General features: G+C 53.9%; 27 protein-coding genes. 22 read left to right on the top strand and 5 right to left on the bottom strand.

The window, feature by feature from the left end:
* Positions 1-20 precede the first annotated feature (20 nt).
* From N0M98_RS13235 to N0M98_RS13200, 8 genes are all read left to right on the top strand, one after another.
* The gene (locus tag N0M98_RS13235; RefSeq protein ID WP_259618146.1) at positions 21-248 is read left to right on the top strand and encodes a Flp1 family type IVb pilin; all 228 of its coding nucleotides are present in this window, start codon (positions 21-23) and stop codon (positions 246-248) included.
* Between the two features lie 15 nt (positions 249-263).
* Entirely contained in the window at positions 264-1283 is a 1020-nt protein-coding gene (locus tag N0M98_RS13230) for a TadE/TadG family type IV pilus assembly protein (protein ID WP_249863850.1), read from the top strand.
* An 89-nt stretch (positions 1284-1372) separates the two neighbouring features.
* Positions 1373-3652 carry a hypothetical protein gene (locus N0M98_RS13225; protein ID WP_249863849.1) on the top strand — a complete coding sequence of 760 codons (2280 nt, stop codon included), beginning with the start codon at positions 1373-1375 and terminating at the stop codon, positions 3650-3652.
* A complete protein-coding gene (locus N0M98_RS13220; RefSeq protein ID WP_249863848.1) occupies positions 3616-4425 on the top strand; it encodes a TadE/TadG family type IV pilus assembly protein in 810 nt (269 codons plus the stop codon). Before N0M98_RS13225 ends, N0M98_RS13220 begins: the two co-directional genes overlap by 37 nt.
* A complete protein-coding gene (locus N0M98_RS13215) occupies positions 4422-4934 on the top strand; it encodes an A24 family peptidase (protein WP_259618145.1) in 513 nt (170 codons plus the stop codon). Before N0M98_RS13220 ends, N0M98_RS13215 begins: the two co-directional genes overlap by 4 nt.
* A 42-nt stretch (positions 4935-4976) precedes the next feature.
* Complete coding sequence (locus N0M98_RS13210; protein WP_249863846.1) at positions 4977-6707, top strand: DUF6382 domain-containing protein; 1731 nt, start codon at positions 4977-4979, stop codon at positions 6705-6707.
* Between the two features lie 3 nt (positions 6708-6710).
* Positions 6711-7580: a PP2C family protein-serine/threonine phosphatase gene (locus N0M98_RS13205; protein WP_249863845.1), complete on the top strand. Its 870-nt coding sequence runs from the start codon at positions 6711-6713 to the stop codon at positions 7578-7580.
* A 48-nt stretch (positions 7581-7628) separates the two neighbouring features.
* Entirely contained in the window at positions 7629-7919 is a 291-nt protein-coding gene (locus N0M98_RS13200; protein WP_249863844.1) for a Dabb family protein, read from the top strand.
* Positions 7920-7957: 38 nt separating this feature from the next.
* On the opposite strand, the gene N0M98_RS13195 is transcribed toward N0M98_RS13200, so the two are convergent.
* Positions 7958-8350: a hypothetical protein gene (locus N0M98_RS13195; RefSeq protein ID WP_249866161.1), complete on the bottom strand. Its 393-nt coding sequence runs from the start codon at positions 8348-8350 to the stop codon at positions 7958-7960.
* A 158-nt stretch (positions 8351-8508) separates the two neighbouring features.
* Entirely contained in the window at positions 8509-8841 is a 333-nt protein-coding gene (locus tag N0M98_RS13190) for an ASCH domain-containing protein (protein WP_249863843.1), read from the bottom strand.
* 106 nt (positions 8842-8947) lie between these two features.
* Between N0M98_RS13190 and N0M98_RS13185 the strand changes: the two genes are divergently transcribed.
* The 3 genes from N0M98_RS13185 to abc-f all read left to right on the top strand — a co-directional run bounded on the left by N0M98_RS13185 (position 8948) and on the right by abc-f (position 13733).
* Positions 8948-9988, top strand: coding sequence for a M42 family metallopeptidase (locus N0M98_RS13185; protein WP_249863842.1), 1041 nt, complete (start codon positions 8948-8950; stop codon positions 9986-9988).
* A 66-nt stretch (positions 9989-10054) separates the two neighbouring features.
* The gene (locus N0M98_RS13180) at positions 10055-11986 is read left to right on the top strand and encodes an ABC-F family ATP-binding cassette domain-containing protein (protein ID WP_259618143.1); all 1932 of its coding nucleotides are present in this window, start codon (positions 10055-10057) and stop codon (positions 11984-11986) included.
* A 133-nt stretch (positions 11987-12119) separates the two neighbouring features.
* Positions 12120-13733: a ribosomal protection-like ABC-F family protein gene (gene abc-f / locus N0M98_RS13175; protein WP_259618142.1), complete on the top strand. Its 1614-nt coding sequence runs from the start codon at positions 12120-12122 to the stop codon at positions 13731-13733.
* A gap of 207 nt (positions 13734-13940) precedes the next feature.
* On the opposite strand, the gene N0M98_RS13170 is transcribed toward abc-f, so the two are convergent.
* Complete coding sequence (locus tag N0M98_RS13170; protein ID WP_249863839.1) at positions 13941-14150, bottom strand: hypothetical protein; 210 nt, start codon at positions 14148-14150, stop codon at positions 13941-13943.
* Positions 14151-14251: 101 nt separating this feature from the next.
* Here N0M98_RS13170 and N0M98_RS13165 point away from each other — a divergent pair, with 101 nt between their 5' ends.
* The 8 genes from N0M98_RS13165 (at position 14252) to N0M98_RS13130 (ending at position 20378) form a co-directional block, all read left to right on the top strand.
* A complete protein-coding gene (locus tag N0M98_RS13165; protein WP_249863838.1) occupies positions 14252-14785 on the top strand; it encodes a hypothetical protein in 534 nt (177 codons plus the stop codon).
* An 81-nt stretch (positions 14786-14866) separates the two neighbouring features.
* On the top strand, positions 14867-15187 hold the full coding sequence (locus N0M98_RS13160) for a thioredoxin family protein (protein WP_249863837.1): 321 nt from the start codon (positions 14867-14869) through the stop codon (positions 15185-15187).
* A gap of 12 nt (positions 15188-15199) precedes the next feature.
* Positions 15200-15583, top strand: coding sequence for a kinase-associated lipoprotein KapB (gene kapB, locus N0M98_RS13155; protein ID WP_249863836.1), 384 nt, complete (start codon positions 15200-15202; stop codon positions 15581-15583).
* Between the two features lie 126 nt (positions 15584-15709).
* Complete coding sequence (locus tag N0M98_RS13150; RefSeq protein WP_259618141.1) at positions 15710-17086, top strand: sensor histidine kinase; 1377 nt, start codon at positions 15710-15712, stop codon at positions 17084-17086.
* On the top strand, positions 17083-17736 hold the full coding sequence (locus N0M98_RS13145; RefSeq protein WP_249863834.1) for a response regulator transcription factor: 654 nt from the start codon (positions 17083-17085) through the stop codon (positions 17734-17736). Before N0M98_RS13150 ends, N0M98_RS13145 begins: the two co-directional genes overlap by 4 nt.
* 133 nt (positions 17737-17869) lie before the next feature.
* Positions 17870-18946 (top strand): Gfo/Idh/MocA family protein, encoded by a 1077-nt coding sequence (locus N0M98_RS13140; RefSeq protein ID WP_249863833.1) that lies wholly within the window; start codon positions 17870-17872, stop codon positions 18944-18946.
* Positions 18947-19023: 77 nt separating this feature from the next.
* Positions 19024-19521 (top strand): hypothetical protein, encoded by a 498-nt coding sequence (locus tag N0M98_RS13135; RefSeq protein WP_259618140.1) that lies wholly within the window; start codon positions 19024-19026, stop codon positions 19519-19521.
* Positions 19522-19646: 125 nt separating this feature from the next.
* Complete coding sequence (locus N0M98_RS13130; RefSeq protein WP_249863831.1) at positions 19647-20378, top strand: YhcN/YlaJ family sporulation lipoprotein; 732 nt, start codon at positions 19647-19649, stop codon at positions 20376-20378.
* A 237-nt stretch (positions 20379-20615) separates the two neighbouring features.
* Here N0M98_RS13130 and N0M98_RS13125 read toward each other — a convergent pair whose 3' ends face one another.
* Positions 20616-21299, bottom strand: coding sequence for a response regulator transcription factor (locus N0M98_RS13125; protein WP_249863830.1), 684 nt, complete (start codon positions 21297-21299; stop codon positions 20616-20618).
* Between the two features lie 229 nt (positions 21300-21528).
* Between N0M98_RS13125 and N0M98_RS13120 the strand changes: the two genes are divergently transcribed.
* A complete protein-coding gene (locus N0M98_RS13120; RefSeq protein ID WP_259618139.1) occupies positions 21529-21726 on the top strand; it encodes an aspartyl-phosphate phosphatase Spo0E family protein in 198 nt (65 codons plus the stop codon).
* Positions 21727-21873: 147 nt separating this feature from the next.
* Here N0M98_RS13120 and N0M98_RS13115 read toward each other — a convergent pair whose 3' ends face one another.
* Positions 21874-22191: a winged helix-turn-helix transcriptional regulator gene (locus N0M98_RS13115; RefSeq protein WP_249863828.1), complete on the bottom strand. Its 318-nt coding sequence runs from the start codon at positions 22189-22191 to the stop codon at positions 21874-21876.
* 349 nt (positions 22192-22540) lie between these two features.
* Here N0M98_RS13115 and N0M98_RS13110 point away from each other — a divergent pair, with 349 nt between their 5' ends.
* On the top strand, positions 22541-23446 hold the full coding sequence (locus N0M98_RS13110) for an ATP-binding protein (RefSeq protein WP_259618138.1): 906 nt from the start codon (positions 22541-22543) through the stop codon (positions 23444-23446).
* 33 nt (positions 23447-23479) lie between these two features.
* On the top strand, positions 23480-25393 hold the full coding sequence (locus N0M98_RS13105; RefSeq protein WP_249863826.1) for a nitric oxide reductase activation protein NorD: 1914 nt from the start codon (positions 23480-23482) through the stop codon (positions 25391-25393).
* Positions 25394-25459 lie beyond the last annotated feature (66 nt).

The following is a 25459-nucleotide window of genomic DNA, read 5'->3' as shown; positions in this document are numbered from 1 at the left end:
CAGAAGAGGAGAATTTGAATATGGATATGATGAAAAATGGTTTTCGCAGGTTTTGGCAGGAAGAGGACGGCTTGGGGACGTTGGAGATTTTACTTATATTGGCTGTGCTCGTTATTATCGCGATTGCGTTCCGAAAATGGATTATGGAATGGGTGAAGGGGCTGTTTTCCAATGTCAATACAGAAGTCAGTAAGCAAACCGGTGATATCGGTTCAGATATTGGTAAGTTGGAAAACTTGACACCGTAGAAGAGGTACATAGACATGAAGCGGTTATGGAAACGATCGTCCAAGCCGGGCCTTCGATTTTTCCGCGACGGCTCGGGCAGCTTTACCATCGAGGCGAGCTTCGTGCTGCCGGTTATTTTGATCAGCACGATTGCTCTGCTGTTTCTGGGGCTGTATGTGTTTCAGACGTCATCCGCATTTCAGCGCGCCGGGCTGGCCGCCGATAGAGCCGCGTTTACGTGGGATGATACGGCCAGAGATCCGGTGACGGGAGACGCTGATCCGAATGAGCGCAGCGACGGCTTGTATTGGCGATTGACGAACGACAGCATGTCGGACTTGTTCCGGTTTCTGATTCCGAATGCCGGCGCGCAAGTTGCGCTTCCTGCTTCTTCCGGTTACGAGGATGGTCCCGAGCTGAAGCTGTCCAAGGCGGGCGCTCTGATCTCCAAAGATTGGAACGGTAAGATGGAGTACGTAAATAACGGTCTGTCCCGGGAAGTAACCGTTCAATTGGACAAGCCGTTCCGCTCGCCGCTCTTTGCCGCCGGCTGGCTGAATCAGCAGGTCGCTTCGGAAGCGGAAGCGCAGATTGTCGATCCGATGGAATCGATCCGGTTGGTCGATTTGACGAGAACCTTCATTAAAGAGGTCCAGGGGCGAATCAAACCGGCCGCCGCGCTGAAAGCGATGAAGGAGCCGAACGCGGTCCCGGAATCGCCGGCCCAAATTATAGGCCATAAAGAGGCTGCTGCTTACTTGCGCGCGCTGGTGAACGGAACGGGAAAGACCTTTCAGGTAAATGCTTCTACTACGCGGGTAGTCGATGCGATGGACGCCAATCAGGTGGCGCACCAAGCGTATTTTAATTTTAAGGAAAAACAATTGCTGGAAGAACAGCTGCCTAAAGATGTTGCGCTGCTGAGGAACGGTACGGAAGTTAAAGGGGTCGTATGGCATTTCTTCAAGCTGCGCAATCAGGACAAAGTCAAGCTATCCGAATCGTTTAAGCGGGAACTGGAGCGTCAGGGGATCGTTATTGTAATTCATGAATAAAACTGTGCATTGCATCCGGCATTATGCCCCTGCGTCATGTTGGAATCACCGGCTAAGGAGCTTATTGACATATAGAAAGGGGGATTTACGTGAGAAGGCTGCGGCGGTTGATCGCGGAGCAGCATGGCGCCGTTTCAATCTATTTATTGCTTGTGCTCGTGCCGATATTTTTATTTTGCGCTCTGCTGATCGATTTCGCGCGCATTCAAGTATCGGAGAAGGAAGCGGAAAATGCGGTAAAGACGGGAGTGCGTTCGACGTTGTCCTCCTTTTCTCCCGCTCTGCACGCATACGGTCTTTACGCGCTGGCTCAGCCGGAGGAGCAGGAGAAGGCTTTGTTTTTCCGCGCCGTCGAAGGCAATCTGTCCGGCTCTCTCGGACCTTCATCCTTTCAGTTTATCGATCAGAAGCTGGAGAAGGATAATTCGACGCTGACTTCCGATTATTCCTTGGGCAGTCATTCGATCTTGAAGCAGCAGATTTTGGAGGAGATGAAATACCGCGCTCCGATCATCTATTCTCTGGAAATCGCCGACAAGTTCAAAAAAACGAATCTGGCGAACGTGATGGGTCAAGCCTCACAGTTCGGACAAAATGCCGCCAAGATCGAGAAGCTGCTGGAGGAAAGGGACGCGCAGCTGGACAAAGCCTGGAGCAAGTGGAGCGCTATTTATCAAAAGGCGGCGACGATACAGCCCTTTTACGAAACGCATTTGGCGGACTTGAACGCACTGAGCGATAAGGTGGGCATTCATACCGTAGAAGGGGTCAAGCGGTCGATTCAGGATGCCAAGAAGGAGATCGACGATTTGGATGACGATCTGGACCGGATCGACAGCAGGATCGATTCCTGGCGGCAAGCGGGGGCGGGCGCTGCCGGCGCAATCAGCTCCCTTAGGGACAAGCGGAAAGACATCATAGAGAAGATTCAACAGTTGTACGCCAAAATTAAGGATTGGGAGAAGCTGCTTGACGATTTGCTGGAATATGCCAAGCTGCTTGCGGCGCTGAAGCTGAAATCCAGCGATGACGCGGATCAGCTGCAGGAGCTGATCAAGGCGTTCGAAGAGGCGCTGAATCAAGCCAAGACTGCCAACGATCAGCTCAATGACGAGCTGCGCGCCGTGCAGACTCAGAACGCGTCTTCGGCGGCGATGGACGCCAATCAATCGTTTCAATCGATTCACCTTATTTCCAGAGCCGAGCTTGACGATTACGGAAGCAAGGCCTCGGCGGTCGTCGCGACCTTCTCGGGTCTGAAGTCCCAGCTTGCCGCGGTCGTGCTGTTCGATCAGGGCAATTACAAAAATGCTAAAACGACGCTGCAGTCATTCTGGAAGCAAGCGCAGGATTTGCAAGCGTCGCAAGGCGCCAAGGAAACGGAGCGGAATCGGTACAGGTCGGCTGTCGCGACTTCGAAGAAGGAGCAAAGAAACAAAGCCCAGGCTTATCTGGATCAAGCTACCCAGGTGCTCGGGATTTGCAGCGTCTCGGGCGCGGACGCTATGAAAGAGAAGTACATTACGCTGCAAGGAAACCCGTCCAAAGGAAGCAAAGGCTATTATCAAGCTTATTTGGAGGCTAATCAAGCGGGCAGCCCGACCCAGCCGGTTCCCGTTATAGAGCTAGACAACGCGGATAAAGCCGGAGCCAGCGCAATGAAGCTGATCGGCGGGCTCACGGATTTGCTTGTCGATGTGCGGGACGAGTTTTACGTCGATGAATTCGCCGTCAGCAAGTTCAGCTACAGAACGCTTGGTTTGGAGAAAGACAAGAACGGTCAGCCCAAAGCTTCGCAAGAGCTGTCCCAGCCTGCCAAGCACGCCCTCGTTAATCAAGAGCTGGAATATTTGCTCTACGGAGCAGGATCATGCTCAGGCAATTATTCATTAGCTTATGCGGAGATGTTCGCATTCCGGCTTGCCATCGGAACGGCAGAAGCGTTGCTGGAGCCGAAAAATGAGATGTTGAACGTCGGGTCGCCGCTGCTCGTCTTCCTGGCGGCCGTCGCCGAAGGAGCGATGCAAGCTCAGCAGGATATGACTAAGCTCGTTCAAGGCGGGATGGTGCCCTTATCCAAGAAGCTTGGCAGCTTTTTCGAGATGAGCTACAAGGATTACTTGCGTCTGTTCTTTCTGCTGCACAGCCGCGACGAGGTGATGCTGGCACGGATGCAAGCGTTGATCCAGCTCAACACCGGCCAAGATTTGCTGCAAACCTCAACCTACATCTCCGGAACCGCGACGACCTCGATCAAGCTGTGGTTTCTTCCCGGACTCATGAAACAGCTTGGAAAGACCGGGCTCAGTTCATGTCAGGTGGAGCAGGGCAGATGTCTGATCACGAAGACAGGGGTGATGGCATACTGATGCAGTCCGCTCAAAGCGACGGTTCGCTGAAACGATGGAAGCAACGGAAACAACGGAAACAATGGAAACAATGGGAACGATGGAAGCGATGGAGCAGGCCGGAGCTGCTTCGGAAAGACGAGGGAGGGATCGTCCTGGAGGCGTCGCTGGTATTGCCGTTGTTCCTGTCCTTTATCCTGATGCTGATCGCTTTCCTGCAAATATCTTTGGCGGAAATGGCGCTGCAATCTGCGGTCTCCGAGACGACGAAGATCATGGCCGTGAACATGTATCCGGTCGATTTATTGTATCAGGAAGCGAGAAATAAATGGAATGACAGCTCGGCCAGCGGCTGGGTCGACCGGGTGCTCGATTCGATCGACTCCGCCAAACAAAAAGCGGTCGATACAGAGCAATTCGTTGAAGACTACGAGCGCTGGATTCCGGACCCGGTGATTAAGCTGGTGGGCTGGGAGAAAACGTACAGAGAGCATCTTGAGGAACTCGGGAATGCGAAGACCGAGGAGGCGAAGCAAAAGCTGGAGGAAGCATATAAACCGCTGGTCAACGCCGCGTTTACCCCGATTGTTTACCATTACGCCAATACCGCCCGGTTAAAGGAAGAAAGACTTAAAGTAACGAACGTCACTTTGCCGGATTTCGAGCATAAAGAGAACGCCTTTATCGGAATTGAAGCGCAGTACGAGCTGCCGCTATCCGTGCCGTTTTTCAAAAAAACGGTCGTGATTCGCAAGAAAGCTTATGAACGAGCCTGGGTGGGAGGTGCAGGATGATAACGACAATAGCGGCAGGTTGTCTGCTTATAGCCGCTTTTATAACGGATGTGCGGAAGCATAAAATCCCGAACGCGCTGACGGCTTCAGGCTGGCTCGCGGGGATGGCTATCCATGCGGCTATGTCCGGAACGGCCGGCGTCCGTTATGCGCTGATCGGTACGGCGGTCGGCTTCGCGCCCATGCTGGTCTTGTATTTAATCCGTGCCGTCGGCGCCGGGGACGTCAAATTGTTCGGCGCTATCGGAGCATTGACGGGCGGCGAGCTCGTTTTGCAAAGTATGATGTACTCGCTGCTTTATGCCGCATTGGTCGGCTGCGTCATTTTATTGTGGCGCCGGCAGTGGAAGAACACCTGGAGCAGAATCTTCATGCTGCTGTTCGGCACGTTTCTCTGGAAAGACAGGAAGCAGTGGAAACCGTACGTCCGCTCGTCGCATCATCTGCGTTTTCCATTTATGTGGGCGGTGCTTCCGGCGGCGGTCACGGCCTATATCCAGTTCATTTAAATGTTTACCGTATGAAAAAAAGAGAAAGGAGGGCGTTCTCGCTTGCAACAGGTTATATACGGATTACAAGTCGATTACAGCAATCTGAACGGCCATTACATGGTGCTGTTTAAGGAAAACGGGCTGCGCAGGGACGAGCTGTCGGCGTTTCAGCTTAATATGCTGCTGGCGAACCGTATTCCCCGTTTGTTAGACATGCAGGCGGAGGAACTGGACGGAAATATCCGCTTATGTTACAACATTACGGATAAACGGATGCTGTCGCATCGCCTCCGGCTGGAGAGCTTGTCCATGAAGCAGTTTTTTACGCTGCTTTATTTGATCGCGGATACGGTGGCGGAAAGCGGCGTCAACATGCTGCAAGAAGGAAAATACATGATTCAGGAAGATTATATTTATTGTGGGGCTCACGTGACCGATATATATATTACATACGTTCCGGTGAAGGAATTGCCGGATAAGCAGCCGGTCGCCGCAGAGCTGCAGCAGTTGGCTTCAAGGCTGGTGCACAAAGTGTCGGAGCTTGCCGGCAGCGGATACCAGGAACTGATGAGTTACCTTGGCGACGCTGCGTTCAACCTGCCGGGCCTCAAGGCTTTGCTGCTGAAGCATATGCATACGGGAGGGCAAGAGAATGCGCAGGCGCCGATGCTTACTCCTCTTGACGGAGCGGATGTGCCGAGGGTTTCCCCGGCTCCGATACCGGCATCCAAGGCGGGAGAAGGAGGGGCGGCGGCTTTCCAACGGACAGAGAGGGCAGCGGCGGAATCGCCGCAGGCTCAGCCGCCGTCAGCCGGGGCTATACCGTTTCTGGCGGAAGCATACGGTGAAATCGGCATTCCCGTCCAGGAAGACTCGCGGACAGCTTCCGCCCCGGATACACCGCCGCTTGAGGGCGTCAAGGGCCAACGCGGTGAGGGCGCGGAGGGTCGGAAGGCAGCGCAGAAATTCAGGCTGCCCATCATTCTGATAAGCATCCTCGGTCTTTGTCTCGTGTGGAAACAGTATCTTGAGCATCCGGGCGAGGCTTGGTTATACATTTGCGGCGGGTTGTCTCTGCTGATCGGCGACCTGGCGTTCGTCGGGCTGGCCATATGGCTGCCGTCCAGAGAGGCGGCCGAGCTCTCTTCCGAAGTGATAGAGGAAGACGGGGGAGCGCGGGAAGCCGTTTCTCCGGAAGCGATTCTGGCGCGCCTGAACAAACCGGCGTCCGCCGAACCGTCATCCTCGTTATCCTCCTTCCTGATGTCGAATGCGGCTTCCGAGAAGCAGCCGCCCGCCCAGCCTTCGCGTTTCGCCGGGATTATCGAGCGGATGCCTGAACCCGTCCGGCAGACGGATCGCGAAGAGCCGGATTCGGGCGGCGTAAACCGAAGCTACTACGAGTCGCTGGAGCAGCGGACTACGCTGCTGGGTCCTCCGGATGCAACGGTTTTGCTTAAACCGGGCATGGAGGGAGCTCCGCATCCGCATGTTCCGTATTTGGAGACCGGGCATGGCGAACGGGCTGCCAAAATCAGACTTGACAAGCCGTGCTTTGTCATCGGCCGCGCCGGGCAAGAGGTCGATTACGAGCATAAGGAACTGGGAGTGTCCCGGCTTCACGCGGAAATTGTCCGAGACAGAGACAGCTACGGGGTCAAAGACCTGGGCTCCCGCAACGGCACGTATGTAAACGGCGATTTGCTGGCGCCGTACCGGATTTATGAGCTGCAGGAAGGCGACGTCGTGAAAATCGTGAATACTGAATTTATTTTTAAAATGGGGTTGTAGCGCTTGAAAACAACATTTGCCGTAAACTGGCACTATGGGGCAGCCACTCATCCGGGTTGGTTTCGTATGATCAATGAAGACCGGTCGCTGTTAAGAATCGGAACGACGAGCCGGGGCGAACCGTATGCGGTTGCTGCCATTGCAGACGGAGTAGGAGGAAGCGGAGACGGAAGCAAAGCAAGTGAAACTGCGCTGAACCAAGTCAGACATTGGCTTGACGGGCAGCTGCACCCGTTGTTTCGCGAAGCCGATTTCTGGCTGCGGCTGAACCCTGAGGTCAGCCGGCTGTTTCGCGCGATCAACGAAGAACTGATTAGGCTTGGCAATGATGCAGGATGTCAGATAAGCACCACTCTGACCCTGCTTTTTCTGCTGAATGAAACGTTCTTTATATTCCACATCGGTGATTGCAGAGTGTACCACTTTAACCGCGGCCATTTACGGCAAATGACCAAAGACCAGTCTTGGATTTCGGAGCAGGTTCGCAGAGGGAGGCTGTCCAAGCAGCAGGCGCGCAGACATCCCCGGCGGAACATGCTGCTTCAATGTCTGGGAGCCCATAAAGAGCTTCAGCTGATTCGGCGTACCGGCTTTTATACTCCCGGCAGTTTGTTCGTGCTATGCAGCGACGGCTTCTATAATCGTATAACCGACAGCGTGATGGAGCGGCTGCTTATTGAACACGACAAAGCGAATACCGATGTTCAGCAGCTAAGCGACGTTCTGGTCGACCGGGCATTGGACAACCGTTCCAACGACAATATCAGCGTGCTGCTCTTGAAGCCGTTAAATCCTTCGTTTACCGGATGGAGAAGAGCTTGTCATCGAATGAAAAACATTCGTATGCTATTCCCCGTCGAATGGAGAAAGTGATATAATAAACAGGCTGAAAAACAGGAGATTGAATGAAGGAGAGCCGTCATGCTAACACATATTGTTCTGTTCAAATTGAAAGACCGCAGCCCGGAATCGGTTCAAGCGACCGTCCGCGTACTGGAGAATATGGAAGGAAAAATTGAAGTCCTAAGGCATATTGAAGTAGGGACCGATGTGCTGCATTTGGAGAGATCGTACGATATCGCCCTGATTACGAAATTCGATTCGGTGGAAGATCTCGCCGTATACGATACTCATCCGGTTCACGAGGAAGTAAAGGCCCATATGAAGCGGGTGCTGGACGGCACGAGCATTTGCGTCGATTTCGAATCCTAACTTGAGAAGCAAACGAAAAGCCGGTACCCGCGAGGCGTTCACCAAAGGGCCGGCTTCATCATCATCAGCCAGAGCATAACGAACAGCACAAACATATAGATGTACAATGAACGCGTCAGCTTGCGCACCAGCTTATTCCGGTCGTGGTCAGGCTGGCGCAGTTTGCGTATCGTCGGCGAAAAGGCGCGAGCCATAAAAAACAACGAGGCGAACAGCACGACGAACGTACCCGCAATCCAGGGGGTATTCCACGGCCAACCGCCGAGCCAAAGGAGCAGCAGTCCGGAGAAAACGAGGACATGCCCGGAATGCTTGGACAAACGGACGACAAAATGAAATGAATCGAGATAAGAGGACAATACGGCGTCTTCGGCAGTACGAAGCTTGCCAAGCATAGGAATAAGGACGAAAAAAGGTCCGATGGAAACCATCGCGCTTACCGCATGAATGAAAACGAGCCACGAATACAAAAGATAAGCCTCCAAACTTGAAATGGTGAATAAAACAGTGTAGCATTCATTTAATGAAGACTACACTGTTTGCGCTTGCTTAAAAAGGATGCGAATTCCCAAGACTTGCCTTAAGTTCGTTATTGAACCCGGCGGAATTCGTGAACCCACACTTTCATGTGAGGAAGCCATGGCATGCCTGCATGCATGGACAGAATATAGTTTTTGTAGCTCTCCACATCGGCGTAGCCTTCGGCTTGAACGTCTGCGTCCGTTAATTCGCCGAGCGATTGCTGATAAACTTTGTGAACCTCGAATTGTTGGCCTTGAAGCTCCATGATTTCACCGGGATCGGCGTAGCGGCCGTTGCGGCGGGTCGCGGTCTTTTCCCCGCGAATGACTTTTTCCACGTCTTCCGCAACGGTTACAAGACGTTCGATAGAACAGGTTTTTGGCGGCAATGTTTCTGGCATATAGTGTATTCCTCCCTGAAATTATTCATTTGTTAGCTTACATGAAAAAATTACCGATAGCAAATGGAGATAGATCCGATACAACGATCCGAAGGAGCCGATAAAGATGAAATCCAAGATCAACCGCGAATATGTGCTTCGATTGCTGGAGCGGCTGCTGCTTACGCCAAGCCCGAGCGGCTACTGCCACCCGATTATGAAGGTGGTCGCCGAGGAGGCGGGCAGGCTGGGGCTGTCCGTCTCCTATACGAATAAGGGCGGCGGCGTTATCACCGTGCCCGGGCGGCAGGAAGGACGCGTCGTCGGGTTATCGGGTCATGTCGATACGCTGGGAGCGATGGTTCGTTCCATTAAAAAAGATGGAGCGCTGCGCTTTACTTCGGTAGGCGGGTTTATGATGGGCGCCGTCGAGAATGAGTACTGCCTCGTTCATACGCGGGACGGGCGCGTTTACGAAGGAACGATCCTGACGACGAAGCCTTCCGTTCACGTATATCCGGACGCGAGAGAGCTGAAGCGGGAGGAAGCGGTGATGGAGATTCGGCTGGATGAACGGGTTTCTTCCGAGGAGGAAGTCAAGCAGCTCGGCATCGGCGTCGGCGACTTCATCTCGTTCGATCCGCGTACCCGCTTCCTGAGCAGCGGTTATATCAAGTCGCGCCACTTGGACGATAAAGCAGGGGTCGCCGCGCTGTTCGGGATGCTGGAGCTGCTGCGCCGCGAAAACATCGCCCCTGCCTATTCATTAAAGCTGTTTATCAGCACCTATGAGGAAGTCGGCCATGGTGCCGCTTACCTGCCGCCGGAGATCGACGAATTGCTTGCCGTCGATATGGGGGCGATGGGGGAGGACTTGTCCTGCGCGGAGCATGACGTTTCGATCTGCGCCAAAGATTCCTCGGGCCCTTACGATTATCATATGACAACCAAGCTGATCGAGCTTGCCAAGCGCGACGGACTGGGCTACGCCGTCGATATTTATCCGCAGTACGGCTCCGACGCCTCGGCCGCGCTGCGCGGAGGCAGCAATATCCGGGCCGCGCTGATCGGCCCCGGCGTACATGCCTCGCACGGCATGGAACGGACGCACGGCGATGCGTTATGGAATACGATCGCGCTGTTAACCGCTTATGTGACGGAAACGTGAAATCCGGCGAAGCCGAAGCAAGATAATGGACCGGACAACGTACGGTAAAGAAAGGACTGTAGTGCAGTGAATATTTTGACCGTGGAGCATCTCAACAAAAGCTACGGGGAAAAAGTGTTATTTGACGATATTTCATTTCAAATCAATGAAAAGCAGCGGATCGGACTGGTCGGCGTTAACGGGACGGGCAAGTCTTCTCTGCTTAAAGCGATGGCCGGACTCGAATCGGTAGATTCCGGCAAGCTGATCCACTCGAATCATTTCCGCGTCGAATATTTGCCGCAAAATCCCGAATTCGATGCCGATTGTACGGTGCTTGAGCAGGTGTTTTACGGCGATACGCCGCTCATGCAGACGCTGCGCGATTATGAAGAAGCTTTATTGTCGCTGCAGCAAGCCCCCGAGGACGAGAAGCGGCAGTCCCGGCTGTTTGCCGTGCAGCAGCGCATGGATATATTGAACGCATGGGAGGCGAATACGACCGCCAAAACCGTGCTGACCAAGCTTGGCATTCACGATTTCTCCCAGAAAGTCGGCGTCCTGTCGGGAGGCCAGCGCAAACGGGTCGCGATGGCGCGGGTGCTGATCCAGCCGGCCGATCTGCTCATTCTGGACGAACCGACGAACCATATCGATCATGCGACGGTGGAATGGCTGGAGGAGTTTTTGAGCAAATGGAAGGGCGCGCTTCTGCTCGTGACGCATGACCGTTATTTTCTTGACCGCGTCGCGGACCGCATCTTTGAGCTCGACCGCGGCAAGCTGTACAGCTATGACGGCAATTATGCGGCGTTTCTAGAGAAGAAGGCGGAGCGTCTCGAACGGGAGGCCGCCGAGGAGGACAAACGGCAAAATATGCTCCGGCGCGAGCTTGCATGGCTGCGGCGCGGCGCCAAAGCCCGTACGACCAAGCAGAAGGCGCGGGTCGAACGGGTGATTGAGCTGCGCGACCGGAAGGTCGACGGGCCGGCCGATAAGCTGGAAATGGCGCTCGGCGCAAGCCGTCTCGGCAAAAAGGTCATCGAGCTGGAGGACGTCGGCAAATCGTTCGAAGGCCGCCGGATGTTCGGCCAGTTCAGCTACATTGTTCTGCCGGATGACCGGATCGGGATTATCGGCCCGAACGGCAGCGGCAAATCGACGCTGCTTAATCTGATCGCGGGCCGCTTGCAGCCGGATGAAGGGGCGATCGAGATCGGATCGACCGTGAAGCTCGCCTACTATACGCAGGAAACTGTGGAGATGGACCCTAAGCAGCGCGTCATCGAATACGTCAAGGAAGCGGCGGAGGTGATCCGCCTGGCTAACGGCGAGAGCATCACAGCCGCGCAAATGCTGGAGCGCTTCCTGTTTTCCCCGTCGCTGCAGTGGACGCCGATCGGCAAGCTGTCGGGCGGAGAGCGCCGCCGCTTGTATTTGCTCCGCACCTTGATGGGCGAGCCGAACGTACTGCTGCTGGACGAACCGACCAACGATTTGGACATCCAGACGCTGACGATTCTGGAAGAGTACTTGGAAGACTTCCCCGGCGCCGTCATTACCGTATCGCATGACCGCTATTTCCTGGATCGCACTGCGGATCATTTATTCGCGTTCGAAGGCGGGGAGCAGATTCGCCACTTTTACGGCAACTATACGGAGTATATGGAAGCCGTCCGCAGAGAGGAACAGGCGGAGAGCGAAGTCCGCAAGCAGCAGCCGTCTTCCGGGGCTCAAGGGCTGCAGCAGGACGAAGCGTCCGGCAAGCGGGAGGCGCAGCGCCCCCGCAAGCTGTCTTTTAAGGAACAGAAGGAATGGGACGAGATCGAAGGAAAGATCGCCGGGTTAGAAGAAAGGCTCACCGTCATCAAGACGGAGATTGAACGCGCCGGCAGCGACTACGGCAAAGTACAGGAGCTGTATGCCGAAGAGCAGCAGGTCAGCACCCAATTGGAACAGGCGATGGATCGGTGGGCCGAACTGTCCGAGCTTGTGGAGCAAATCGCCGGAAATAAGTAAAAGAGCGAAGCAGCAAGCGGCAGAACATTTTTTTATCGTATAGATTGGGAAAAATCGGCCTTTTTATGATATAATTTGTGATTGGAAGCTTTTGAGGGCGTTAACGCACTAAATGAAGAGAGTAGGTCATAGAATGATTACAGTATCCAACGTCACTTTACGATACGGCAAGCGGGCGCTGTTCGAGGACGTCAACATCAAGTTTACGCCGGGCAACTGCTACGGTTTAATCGGCGCCAACGGAGCCGGTAAATCTACCTTTTTGAAAATATTATCCGGCGAGATGGAGCCGAACAAAGGGGAAGTCAGCATTACCCCCGGCGAGCGGATGGCGGTCTTGAAGCAGAACCATTTCGAATATGACGAAATGGAAGTTTTAAAAACGGTTATGATGGGCCATGCCCGTTTGTTTGAAATTATGGAAGAGAAGAACGCTTTGTACGCCAAGCCGGATTTCTCCGAAGAAGACGGCATGCGCGCCGCCGAATTAGAGGGAGAATTCCAGGAGCTGGACGGCTGGCAGGCGGAATCCGACGCGGCCGAGCTGTTGATCGGTCTGGGCATTTCCAGAGATTTGCACGAGCAAAAAATGAAAGATTTGGGCGGCAACGAGAAAGTCCGCGTCCTCCTGGCGCAAGCGCTGTTCGGGAACCCGAACATTTTGCTGCTCGACGAGCCTACCAACCACTTGGACATCGAATCGATTAACTGGCTGGAAAACTTCCTCGCGAGGTTCGAAGGCACCGTTATCGTCGTATCCCATGACCGTCACTTCCTGAACCAGGTATGTACGCATATTGCGGATATCGATTTCGGCAAACTTCAGCTGTACGTGGGCAACTACGACTTCTGGTACGAGTCGAGCCAGCTGGCTTTGAAGCTGACGCGCGAATCCAATAAAAAGGTAGAAGAGAAGCGCAAAGAGCTGGAGGCGTTCATTCAGCGCTTTAGCGCCAACGCTTCCAAGTCGAAGCAGGCTACTTCCCGTAAGAAGCAGCTGGAGAAGTTGACGCTGGAGGATATTAAGCCTTCCACACGGAAATATCCGTTTATCAAATTCCAGCCGGAGCGCGAAGCGGGCAAGCAAATTTTGACGGTCGACAAGCTGACCAAGACGATCGACGGCGAGCTTGTGCTGAACAATATCAGCTTCACCTTGAATAAAGGCGACAAAATCGCGCTGGTCGGGCCGAACGGCCATGCCAAAACGACGCTGTTCCAAGTTTTGATGGGCGAGCTTGAGGCGGACTCGGGCGAGTACGCATGGGGAGTTACAACGACGCAAGCCTATTTCCCTAAAGACAACTCGGCATACTTTAATTCCGATATGAACCTGGTCGATTGGCTGCGCCAATATTCCAAGGATCAAGACGAATCGTATCTTCGCGGTTTCCTCGGACGCATGCTGTTCTCCGGCGAAGAAGCGCTGAAGAAAGCGAGCGTATTGTCCGGAGGCGAGAAGGTGCGCTGCATGCTGTCCAAAATGATGATGAGCGGCGCTAACGTGCTTATTTTGGATGAACCTACGAACCACTTGGATCTCGAATCCATTACGGCATTGAATAATGGAATGGTCGATTTCGACGGCTCCATGCTGTTCGTCTCCCATGACCATCAGTTCATTCAAACGGTGGCTAACCGGATCATCGAAATTACGCCGAACGGCATCATCGATAAGATGATGACTTACGACGAATATCTCGAAAGCGACGAAATCAAGAAGCAGCGCGAGCAGCTGTACGCGTAACTTCCCGGGGGACGGGAGGAGCGCAGGCTGCTTGCGTCCCGCCCGGCGGTTTGCAGCGTAGAACGAAAGCAATTCAACGAAAAAAGGATGAGCCGGAATATCTGCTCATCCTTCTTTTTACCGCATAGGAAAACTTCAGTTTGCTCTCGCCCTTGAGTTCATTGCTAATGTGCAAGCCTTCCTGCTGCCATCCGTGCGGTATGTCGCTTAGCTCCCGCCGGTGCGGCGGCGCTGGTTGTTCGGTTTTTTGTTGTTTTGGCTTCGCATGACAGCGCTGTTGCCGGCCCGCTGCTGAGGATTCGATTTTGCATCGTGCTGAGCTTGTTTTTTCTGGGCAAGCTTGTTTTTGATCGCGTCGGCGAGGCTGATCTTTTTCGGTTCTTCACCGGATTCGTTCGATTGATTTACATCCGACATGCTGTACACCTTCCTTGAATTGGATGATATCATTGTACTGATTTGTCCCATAGGAAGCAAGCGAAAAATATTATATACTCAAGTTAACGGAATGAAGGTGCATGATGTTCGACCCTACGATTTTTGACAATTTGAAGGTCGTGTTTGAAGGCGCGATGTACGATATGGATTTGAGCGGGGAGCTGCAAATCGTGAATCGGACCGACCGCGTCGAGCTGTCCGCCATGTCGCGCAGCTTTGGTATGGAGGCGGTGAGGAAGCCTGACGGAGCGGTGAAGGGAAGCTTCTTCTTGAAGGCATCGCTAGCCGATTTGTCGGCGGAGCTGCTCGCGGAGCAGGGCAAGCAGCCCGGCTGCAGTCTGGAGCTGGAATTTGTATACCCGATCCAGGAACCGGCCCGCGATTGCGAAGAGGCGGAGGCGATCCTCCGTTCGATTTGGGGGGAAGCTCCGTCGATCCTTCAAGTCGTGCAAACCGTATACGGACAGGAGCCGTCCGTCCGCACCAACCATGTGACGGTCCAATTTTCCCGAAAGCTGGACGAACGTCAGATTGACGATATCCCCAGCCTGCTGGAGCATTTGGCGCTGAGCATGGAACGATTGGAGCGCCAAGGGAACGCGGCTTCCCGTTGAAACGTATGATGACTGAGGAGAGGGCTGCATCCATACATGCCAAGCGCTCGGCTTCTCGGAAGGAAAGGAAGTTAAGACGGCGTGGAAGAGTGGACGGAAGTGCAGGTGAGACAGTGGCTGGAACGGGAGGAAGGGCGCCTGTTCGTTTATTTTTTTACGCCGCTGTGCGGTACTTGCAAGGTTACGGAGAAGATGCTTCAAGTCATTACGGCGATCCGGGGAAACTTGCCCATCGTGAAATGCAACGCCAACTTTTGCCCGGAGCTGGCGCAAAGCTGGCAAATCGAGAGCGTCCCTTGTATCGTCAATGTGTCCGGCGGCGGTCAACGGATGCAGAAGAAATACCGGATGCAGGACGTAGGAGAACTGCTGGTCTGGTTTGAAGCTTCATTACAAGATTAGGAGGGGCAGCCCATGAACGATTCACTTGCTATCGGAAGTTTGGTCACGGCGGAATATAAAACAGGAGAATATATCGGTGAAATCGTAGAGATGTCTTCGGCATCCAAGGCTGCGGTGAAAATATTGGCGGTCTTGAAGCATCCGACTCAAGGCGATTTGCACAATCCCATGAACCCGGACGTTGCTTTTTTTCATCAGCGCCGCGCGTTAGCTTTTGGGGAGATTGCCCTTATGCCTTTGTACACGATCAAGCCGTACCGGGGCGAGGTTCCGGATTACGCCGGTTCGCTGAAGAAGTCGCTGGACCTTGAGCTGCATATGCTTCGGCAAACGGTAAAATGGGCGGAGCGCAGCATCCAGGAGCTGGAGCAGTTGAAAAGCGAATATTCCGTATGAGAAAAACGTTTATCGACGTCCCTTCAAAGAGGTTCGACCTGATGTGCTAAAAAATAACCCCCGGTTTTCGGGAGATGCGGACCGCAAGCGGGATTCGCATATAGGTTGACTGGAGTGTCGGTTTCGATGTTGTTTGTGCTTATCGGTTTGTGGACCATCGGTCTCCTGCTGATCGTGACGGACCCGAAGCGGCAGACGACGCGCTGGATTGCCAGCATCGCTTTCACTGGAGGGTCGGGGGGGCTTTCGGCGGTTATACATGATGACGTCATGCCGTTCTTCTATGATCAAGGCTGGCTGACCGAGCCCGTTGCCGGGATGATGACGCAGGCGGAAACAATCTGCTCGCTCGTCTGCTATTACGGCTTGCCCTATACGTTTCTTATGTTCACCGTAGTGTATCATCCCCATTATTCCTCATGGTCGCTGCGGAAAAGATGGGTGCCTTGGGCGCTGCTCATCCCTGTGCTGGTTTCGTTCGCCTTCGAGCCGTCGGCCGATGATCCGATTCCATATCGGTTCGTTACGCTGTGGACGACGCCGTATATTTTAGCAGGGATTGCTATTTTGATTCACGCAACGGTGAAAGAGAGAAATTCGTTTCTGCGCAAGCACCGGATGCTGACGACGCTGGCTGCGGCGCCTACGCTGTTTTTTGCCTTATTTACCTTATATGTTCTTCCTACGTATTTCGGATTGTACGAATGGTGGCGGTATAATGCCTGGGTGATCGGGTTTACGCTAACGGTCATCTTGTTCTCCAGCTTTCGCTACGGTTTTATGGGATTGCAAATTTCAATTCAAAACCAGAAGCTCGATTACACGCTGCGGGCGATTACGTCCGGAACGGCCATCCTCAATCATGCGATCAAAAACGACGTAGGCAAAATCCGGCTGTTCAGCGAAAAGATCAAGTCGGAGGCCGGGCAAGCGGATGAGGAGCAGCTGACGCAGGATATCGAGGTCATTATGAACGCTTCCCAGCATATTTATGATATGATTTACCGGATTCAAGGTCAGACGCAGGATGTTATTTTGCATGAAGAGGAGCTGCGGCTGGACCGGCTGCTGGAGCAAAGTATGGAAGCGATTATGGCGCCCTCGCCCGGTTCCGTCGAAGCCGTCAGGGAGCTGCGCTATACCGGCAGCATTCGCGGGGACCGCGCCCAGCTATCGGAAGTATTCACTAACGTGATGACCAATGCGGTGGAGGCGATGCCGCAGGGCGGTCGGCTTACCGTAAGGCTGACGGAATCGAAACGGGACATCACGGTCGAAATCAAGGATACGGGCGCAGGGATGGACAAAAAACAGCTGAAGCGAGTTTTCGATCCTTTTTATACGACCAAATCGGGGAAAAAGCTTAATTTCGGTCTCGGCTTGTCGTACTGTTATTCTGTCGTTCAAAAGCACAAAGGAAGCATGACGATAGACAGCAAGCAGGGGGCAGGGACATCGGTATTCATTAACTTTCCCAAAAAGAAGGGGGGCCGCGGAAGATGAGCGTCATACGTGTCGTCATCGTGGAGGACGATCAGGACTGGCTTCGCGGATTGACCGGCTACTTGAGCAAAGAAGGCGATATCGGCATCGTCGGCACCGCTTCTTCCGGTCAGGAGGCCGTAGAGCTGCTTGAGCAGGTGGAGGCGGACGTCGTGCTGATGGACATTATGATGTCGGATAGCCCGGACGGGATTTGGGCAGCGGCCGAAATCGTCCAATGCACCGGAGCCCGAGTGATCATGCTGACGTCGATGGAGGAGAAGGAGCTGATCTTCGAAGCTTTCAAGGTCGGGGCGGTCGACTATATGGTGAAGTCCAATTTCACCGAAATTCCTCAGGCGATCCGCAACGCCTATGCGAACCGGAGCTCGATTCATCCGAGCGTAGCCGCGCAAATGCGCGAGGAGTTCAAACGGCTTAAGCGGCTGGAGCATGAAGTCCGCGTCAAAGAACTGAAAAATTTGCTGACGCCGACGGAAATCCAGGTGCTGGATTTGATAGAGAAGGGGCATACCCAGACGCAAATAGCCGATAAATTCGTCGTATCGATCCGTACGATTAAGGTCCATGTCGGCAATATTTTGCGCAAGCTGGGCGGCAAAAGCAGCAAGGAAGCCGCGCAGAAGGCGAAGGATATGGGGATTCTGTGAATGCTAAAACGGCGTTGAATGCGCTTTTCTGCGCTTCAAGCCGTTTTTTCGGCATAGCAAAAAATTACGGCCATGTGGTATATTTAAGATCGGTTTACGAATAGCGTTTTATTGATGGGAGGATGGAATGGCCATGGATGCCAATAACAAAATACAGATCGGCCTGATCGGGGCCGGCAACATCGGGAACGTTCACTTGAACGAGCTGAAGAAGCTGCCGGAAGCGGCGGTTATCGCCATTGCCGACGCATTCCTGCCGCTGGCGGAGTCGAGAGCGAAGGAGCATGGAATCCCCCATGTTTATGCGAACTATAAGCAGCTGCTTCAGGATGCGAATGTAGACGCGGTAATTATCGCCGTTCCTAACGAGATGCATGCCGCCATTGCCATACAGGCGCTTAACGCCGGAAAGCACGTGCTTCTGGAGAAGCCGATGGCGATCAATGCCGCTTCGGCCAAAGAAATTGTCCAAGCGCATAAGAAATCGAACAAAACATTGATGATGGCTCATCAAATGCGGTGGGAACCGATTCATATGCAGCTGAAAGAGCAAATTGACAAGGGCGCGTTGGGTCATATTTATAATGTGAAAACAGGCTGGCTTCGCCGCAAAGGCATCCCGGGCTGGGGGACGTGGTTTACACAAATGTCCAAATCGGGCGGCGGCCCGCTGATCGATATCGGCGTTCATATGCTGGATCTGTCCCTGCACTTTATGGGCAATCCGAAGCCGGTATCGGTATTCGGCACGACTTACGCCGAGTTCGGACCGAAGCGCCGCGGCATCGGCACCTGGGGAACGCCGGATTGGAACGGCAGCTACGACGTCGAAGATTTGGCGACGGCGCTGATCAAGATGGATAACGGAAGCACCCTTTCGCTGGATGTGAGCTGGGCGGCCCACACCGACATGCTGGACAACCAACCGTACATCTACGTGATGGGGACCGAAGGCGGAGCATCGCTGCGCGGCGGCAAAGGCAAGCTGCATACGGAGTTGTTCGATCGTACGGCCGATGTCGAGCTGCAACCGGGAAAAGAAGGCGACGAAAACTCGCGCGTCCGGTTAAGCCGGCATTTCCTGGAATGCATTCGCGACGGCAAAGAGCCGCTCACGTCCGGTCTGTCCGGATTAACCAACAGCATGGTGCTCGAAGCGATCTACGAATCCTCCCGAAGCGGAGAAGTGGTCAAGTTGGATTGGAACTAGGTCTTTAAAGCTGGCCCGGTGCCGTCAAGCGATAACGAAGGCATTAGCATTAGGCAGACAATAGGAGTGAGAAGACTATGGTTATGTCATTCGTTGAAATGAGACGAGTCCCATCCGAGTGGCTTCAGGAGCGTCTGGAGACGATCAAGCAGCTTAAGGAGGATTCGCTCGAGCTGTATGAAGTCGCCAAGGATAAATTGACGGGAGAGCATTATCTCCACTATGCTTATATTCATAAACAAATTGCGGCGATAGGGCCCGAAAGCAGCGGGGAAGAAAGCTTTCACCATCTGATGCCGATCGACAGCGACGATGTATTGGGACTGGTTTTCGGCGAGCAGTCTTTCGATTATCCGGAGCACTGGAAGAAGGCGTTTTTGCGCAACGGTCCCGACGGGGATTACGTATGGTTCGACCCTTCCTATACGGAGCAGGAGAACGAAAACGAGGAAATCGGAGCCAGCCTTCAGGAGCAGCTTCTCCGGTTCAAGCAAGCTCCGGAACGTTCGGAGGAAGCGGTCCGCAAGCTGCTGGAGGAACTCGACCGGACGCTTGGCCGGGACGATAACGGTTAATGATAAGGGAGCGCTTATGATTCGATAAGCGGCTCCTTTTTTCGTTCTTTAACGTACTGCTGCATATTTTCCCGCGCATAACTCATCCTAATCATGTAACCGACGAGTAACAGAGGAGGGTGACCATGCGCAGGATACATATGCTTATTACGATAGGGCGGATCGGCCTGGCGGCAGGGCTGTTGTTTGCCGTCGCAGGCTGTAACGAGAACCGCAACAAACAGCTGGGCGGGGGTTTGGAATCCAAGGATCATCATGCGTTGTACGATCGGAGCAGCCTGAATAACGAGAATGAGACTCTGGGAGTCAAACCGAAGTGGGAGAAGCAGCAGAACTCCGGTCCGCAGCCGGACAACCCGGGAGCTCTTAGGCAGCTGGATATGACCAATCCTCACCTAACGAAAACATTTCGTTTCGCTCCGGAGATCTCGTCCCGCCTGGAGCAAATGCCGGGCATCGATAAGGCTACGGTTCTGTTTACCGAGAACAACGCTTACGTCGCTTTGGTGATGGACGGCCATGACGTCGATAAAGAAGCGCATCAAGACATGAAAGCACACAGCTTCAGCCCGAAAGGCGGAGTGGGTTTATTCGGAACCGATAAGGGGGCGAACCGGATTAACTGGACCGAGACCGGCGGACTCAGCCATTCGACGGCCAGCCGGATAACCGGGCAGATCATGGCATTGCAGCCTTCAGTGCAGAGAGTGTATGCTTCGGCTAATCCGAATTTTGTGCAGCGTATTCGTTTTTACGAAGCGGAAAGCGGTAAAGGCGTCGATGCATCCGTCTATATGAACGAATTCAATACGATGATCCAGCGTGTATTCCCAAGCGATACGAATACGCGCCGGTAACGGCAAAAAAACTCCTGACGGCGCCGCTTGGCCGGTCAGGAGTTTTATTTTTGTTTAGGAAATGATGCGCAGCCATTTCCTGTGGATATCCGGGGGCTCCCCCGAAAGTAATCGGAATAAGCTTCAGAGCATCACGTCACTTTTGGGGGATTTGTTCTTTGCCGAGACCAAAGAATCCGATTTCAACAACGATTGGAGGATCGAATGGACGCCCCAGCGGACTTTTTCGCCACCCTTTTAGGGCTCGAATTTATAGCCTACGCCCCACACCGTCTTAATATGCTTGGGATCTTTCGGATCCTCCTCGATTTTTTTACGCAAATTGGTTATATGTACATCGACCGAGCGCTCGGTTACGAATGAGTCGATACCGCGAATTTTATTGAGCAGCTCCTCCCTGGAAAACACTTTGCCCGGATGCAGCCAAAAATGCTTCATCATCTCGAACTCCGAATAAGTCGTCTCCACAATGCCGTTACGGCCGTATACGCAGCGTTTCTCGGTATCGACCCGTATGGTTCGGGCTTCGGCGCGCACCGGTTCCGAGGAGGCTTTATTCATGGTCGATCTGCGCAGAAGGGCTCCCGTACGCGCGGCCAGCTCTCTCATGCTGAAGGGCTTGCATAAATAATCGTCGGCGCCGATGACAAGCGCTTTGACTCGCTCGGACACTTCGCTTTTGGCCGATATCATCATAATCGGAACGGAGGACAGCGTCCGGAATTCGCGGCATAGCTCGATTCCGTTCATATCGGGCAGCATGACATCCAGGATAATCACATCGGGATGAACCGTTTCGAACAGCTGCTTGCCCTGTTTGCCGTCGGGAGCGAAGCGGACTTTATAATTCTCTTCCGATAAGTAGATGGAAATCATATCGGCAATGCTTTGATCGTCTTCAATCAATAAAATGGTTGACATGAATTCCTCCTCCAAAAAAATATTTATTTCAAAGGTGACATTGTTAGGAAAGTATGAAGAATTTTAGCCAAAAAGCATCCAAAGTCTGCAACTTTTTTAAAACTATTCCATCATAATATAGATAATCAGTATATACAGTATATTTACTGTAACTGAAAAAACAATGAAGGACAAGCTTGTATTTGTCGAAGAGTCGTGTCAAATTGATGAACACAGGGAGGTTGATTCCATGCTGGTCTCGGCTCAATTAGAGCGTAAAATCCGCTTGTGCAATAGGGCTTTGGAACAATTGATTTCTGTGAACGGCTATGAATTGACAAGTCCTGATGTCGTGGAGAAGAGCAAGGAATTAGATCAATTGATCGTGATGATCATGCGTAAACAAGTGGAGCAGAAGAAAAGTAAACAATACCGCGAAACCACATAAAAATCAGCTGCCGACAGGCGAGCAGTACAGTGCCCGAATCAGCAGCCGATGATATACCGCCGCGCAGACGCTTTTGCAGCGGACTGACTTTGGCGGAGAAATGGAATGAAACTAGGCGACCGGTGACGGATCGTCTTTTTGTACGTCTTATTTCAACCACTGTTCGCCCCATAAATGAACTTCCGCCATGACGGGCTGCAAGGCCTTCCCTTTATCCGTCAGCTCGTATTCGATCCGTACGGGAGTTTCGGGGTAGACGTGACGGTATATAATGCCGGAGGCTTCCAGCTCTTTGAATCGCTCGGCCAGCATTCTGTCGCTCATTCCCGGAATCATTTCCGAAATATCTTTAAAGCGTCGAGGACCGCTCAGCAGCGACTGGATAATCAAGCCTGTCCAGCGTTTCCCGAGCAGCTCGAATGCAGCTTCGAATTTGGGACAAAGCTGATAATCGTGATCGGCCATGGATATCATCTCCTTCATGATTATAGTTTAACATAAGTTACTTGATAAAAGTAAGCCCTTTTAAGAAAAGCCTAAGATCAGCATTTCCCATTCGGATTTATCCGATCCGAGCTAGCGGATGGATTCATTGATGTTATTATACAGCTTAACGAATGATTTGGCATGTATCCGCGCTGAAAAAATGGAAAATACAGCGTTAACAAATTGAACGTTTGTCCGCGAAGCTGACGGCGGAGTGACGAGTCAAGCTTTTTTGCCGCTCAATTTGACATAAACGGTTGAAAAATATCGGTTGTTGCAGTATAACAACGATAGGTAAAAGACGCTTTAAACGAGAGGATTAGATAACATGATAGTTACAGACCGATGGTCGGATTCGAAGCTTCCCGCGCCTCTGCTGAAACAAATACTGGAGAAGAGGGAGTTTCTCCGCCATTCGCTGGATGCGGAGTCGCTCGCTTTAATCGGCGAGGACGCCTACCAATCGCCCGATGACCACGTGCTGGAGGATGCGATCGTAGCGCTGGCACTCGGGAAAAACGTGCTGCTCAAAGGCCCGACGGGCTCGGGGAAAACGCGGCTGGCGGAAACGTTGTCCTACTTGTTCGGCTATCCGCTGCATTCGGTCAACTGCTCGGTCGATCTCGATGCGGAGGGATTGATCGGCTTCAAAACGCTGGAGGTTCTGCAGGGGCAGTCTCAAGTGAAGTTTGTGGACGGGCCGATCGTCAAGGCGATGACCCGGGGGCATTGGCTGTATATCGACGAGGTGAATATGGCCAAGCCGGAGACGCTGCCGCTTATTAACGGCGTGCTCGATCATCGGAGAACGATAACCAACCCGTTCACGGGCGAAGTGATCCGCGCCAAGGAAGGATTTCGCGTCATTGCCGCGGTCAATATCGGATATGTGGGAACGGTGCCGATGAATGAAGCGCTGAAAAACCGCTTTGTCGTCGTCGACGTCCCATATCTGCAGGGCGACAAACTGCTGCAGCTGCTGAAGGAACGTTCGCATTTGACAGCGGACGCTCAGCTGCGGCGCTTCGTACGTCTGGCCGCGGAGCTGCAGGAGCAGATCCGTTCCGGGCAGCTGTCCGATGAAGCGGCATCCGTACGGGCGCTGCTGGATGCGTGCGATTTGGCCGCCTACATGGCGCCGCTGCGGGCCGTCCGCAGAGCGATCGCCGATAAACTGGACGACGAGCGGGAGCAGGCATTGGTGAACAACCTCGCGGAAACGTATTTCGGATGAAATGCGATAACCGGCGGGTAATAAGGAGAGCTTATGCGTTTTGTTGAAAATGAGGTAGACGCGTTTCTGCACATGCAGCTGCTGGATTTGGCCAAGGCGCTGTCCGGGCTGGAGGAGCTGCGGCTGGAGTTTTCCTATCATTCCTTCTATGACGATCGGGAAAAGATGATTGCGGTCAGCCAGTTTTGGAGCTATTATCCGGAGGAGACGAAGCTGGCCGGAATGAAGACGGATGTGTATTTAAGGGCCGCAGGCAGCGCGTGGTTTACGGATTCGCGGGCCGTGGCCGGCTACCTGGACTGGTCCGAAGGCCACCTGCTGTCCCGTCTGGCGCGGCAGTTGCTGGCCTTGTGCGAGGAAATCCGGTTAACGGCTATCTGCATCCGACTCAGGCCGGGGACCGCCTCCGGTTTCAAGCTGCGCAGCCAGATTCTCGCCAAGCATTATGCGGCCAAGAGCGACGGGCATTTCGGCCGCAAGGAGCTGAGCGACGCTCTGCTGTGCGCCGCAGCCGCCTTGCTGCACGGACAAGCGGCGGAATCGCTGCTGCTTACGGCTCAAGGCTCCCCGCAGCTGCTGGAGCCGCTGAATCGCTGGCTGCGGGCCGTCTCGTCGCTAAGAAGCACGGTCGAGGCGGCGCAGCTGTGCCAAAGCGTCGTGGAGCGGTGGATGGAGCTTGGCTCCATGGAGAGCGATTGCCGGGTCGGCTATTACTCGCTGCTTCGCCATAACGGGACCGTGCAGCCGCTGTCCTGGGACTATATCGGCGAGCTGAAGCGCAAGAAGAAGCTGAAGAGCGGCGAGACGCTGCCGCTGGAGAAACGGGAGGAGCCGCAGCAGAAGGGCGAGAAGCTGCCGAACTGGCATCGCGAGACGAAGAAGCAGGAGCAGACGCTGCTCCGCTTCGATATCGAGCAGGGCTCCGGCACCGACCTGTTAAGCGACCACGTTCGCGAAGCGGACAGCGACGATCAGGCGCTCGGCATTGCGCAAGGAGCGTCCCGGGCGGCGAACCGGAACGAGCCGGAGCTGCCGTCGCTAGAGCCGCTGGACCGCATTGAGGGCGGTCCGGCCGGAGGTGCTGAGCCGTACGGCCGGCTGAACCGCAAGGCGAGGCCGGTGTACAGGCAGGCGGAAGCGCCCGATTCGCGGGCGCTGCTGGACTATGCGGAGATGAAGCGGCAGGTGGAGCCGATCGCAAGCAAGCTGAAGAAGACGATTCGAATGACGATGGAGCAGAAACGCAGCGCCCCGCGGGGAGAACGGCTGTCGGGGCGGCTCGGCCGCAAGCTGGTGCGCAGCGCGTGGGAGCCGCTGCCGCGGCTGTTTTACAAGCGCAGCCAGCCTGCCGCGGAGATCGACGCCGTTTTTTCCTTGTTGGTCGACTGCTCCGCTTCCATGTATGATAAAATGGAACGGGCGCATCTCGGCATTGCGCTGTTCCACGAATCGTTGACTCAGCTTTGCATTCCGCATGAAGTGATCGGCTTTTGGGAGGATGCGGACGAGGTGACGGAGGAAGCCGCTCCGAACGTATTTCGGATCGTTACCGATTTCGCGGGCAGCCTGACAGACCCGTCGGCCGGCGCCAAGCTGCTTCAGCTTCAGGCGGAGCAGGATAACCGGGACGGCTATGCGATCCGGATTGCGTCGGAGAGGCTGCTGCCTCGACCGGAGAAGCAGAAGGTGCTGCTCGTATTCTCAGACGGAGAGCCGTCGGCCTCCGATTATCATGAGGAAGGCATCGTAGATACGTGCGAGGCCGTTCTTCAGGCAAGAAGACGGGGCGTGGAGGTCATCAGCGTATTCATTGGCAGCGGGTTTATTAAAGACACGGAACGCGAAACGATGAGAAATATTTACGGAAGGCACAGCGTGCTCGTACCCGACGTTTCCGAGCTTGCCGGGCAGCTTGCCCCTATACTGCGCAGACTGCTGCTCCGCTAATCGCACGGCTTATTCGCCGGTCTTGCGGGCGGCGCAGTCATACATAAGAAAATGAATGGTTACAGA

Source organism: Paenibacillus doosanensis, from assembly GCF_025060755.1.
In the GTDB taxonomy this organism is placed as follows: domain Bacteria; phylum Bacillota; class Bacilli; order Paenibacillales; family NBRC-103111; genus Paenibacillus_S; species Paenibacillus_S doosanensis.
Note: the sequence above shows the minus strand (reverse complement) of the source record. Positions and strands in the feature narration are given on the sequence as shown.